Origin of the sequence: Curvibacter soli (genome assembly GCF_029211125.1) — a bacterium.
GTDB lineage: Bacteria > Pseudomonadota > Gammaproteobacteria > Burkholderiales > Burkholderiaceae_C > Curvibacter_A > Curvibacter_A soli.
Genome location: NZ_JARGEN010000069.1, coordinates 1 through 1,004 on the forward strand (window position 1 = coordinate 1; position 1,004 = coordinate 1,004).

Below are 1,004 nucleotides of genomic sequence, written 5' to 3' on the forward strand. Positions count from 1 at the left end.
TGCGCTCCAGGAAGGCGTTCATGTTCTGCAGCGAGCGCATGAGTTCGCCGAATTCGTCCCCGCGCGTTGCGTCCATGCGCTGGGTCAGGTCGCCCTGCGCTATCGCCTCGGCCAGCGCCACCGATTCCCGCAGCGGCTGGCGGATCGTGCGCACCAGTGTCGAGGCCACGAACATGCCGACTACCAGCACCACCAGCGCGCCGCCGATGCCGAAGGCGATGGCGCCCTGGCTCGCGGTGTCGGCCAGCGTGTGCAGCCGCGCCGCCTCGTCGCGCTGCGCGGCCACCACCTGGTCGACCGCGGCCAGGTATTTCTTCACTGCGGGGTACAGCTCGCCCTCCACCTTGGGCCTGTCGACGGCGCCCGCATCCTCGTGGGCCTTCTGCACCACCGCCACCACGCCCTTGACCGCCTGCGCCGCCGCCTCGGCCTGGCTCCACAGGGCCCGGCTGGCGTCGTTGTCGAGCCGCTCCTGCACCGCCGCGCGCGCCGCCGCCAGCGTGGAGCCGTCCTTGGTCTTGTCGAGCGCGAACAGGTCGGCCACGGACGGATCGCCACTGGATTCGGAAGAGGTGACCTTGGCCATCTGCGTCTGCACGATGCCCTGCCAGTCGACCACCCGCATGACCATCTCGTCCTGGCGCACCATCGCGGCATCGGCGCGCTGCTGCGCCGCGAAAGCCTGCCACATGGCAAGCGCCGCGACCACCAGCATGGCGGCCAGCAGGATGAGGATGGCGCCCCAGATCTTGCGCGAGACGGGGATGTTGCTCAAAAACACGCCACGGTACATGGAGCCTCTTTCTTTGCCGTTCAGGTGGCGGCCGTGCGCAGCGCCGGCACGGCCAGGGCCCCGGGCTGCGCCTGCGCGGGCGGCAGCCAGGCTTGCGCGGCAGCATGCTGGTCGTGGGGCAGGCGGAACACGCGCACCGCGTCTTCCATCTGCGCCGCCTGCTCGCGCAGGGAAATGGCCGCGGAGGCCGATTCCTCCACCAGCGCCGCGT

The 1,004-nt window shown here is 70.7% G+C and carries 1 protein-coding gene and 1 pseudogene; both read right to left on the reverse strand.

Annotation, left to right across the window (positions count from 1 at the left end; translation table 11 throughout):
• The coding region (locus tag PY257_RS14270) for a HAMP domain-containing protein (protein WP_275742993.1) at positions 1-793 on the reverse strand (793 nt) is incomplete at its 3' end.
• A 20-nt stretch (positions 794-813) separates the two neighbouring features.
• Positions 814-1,004 (reverse strand): annotated as a pseudogene (locus tag PY257_RS14275) (methyl-accepting chemotaxis protein); the annotation flags it as partial.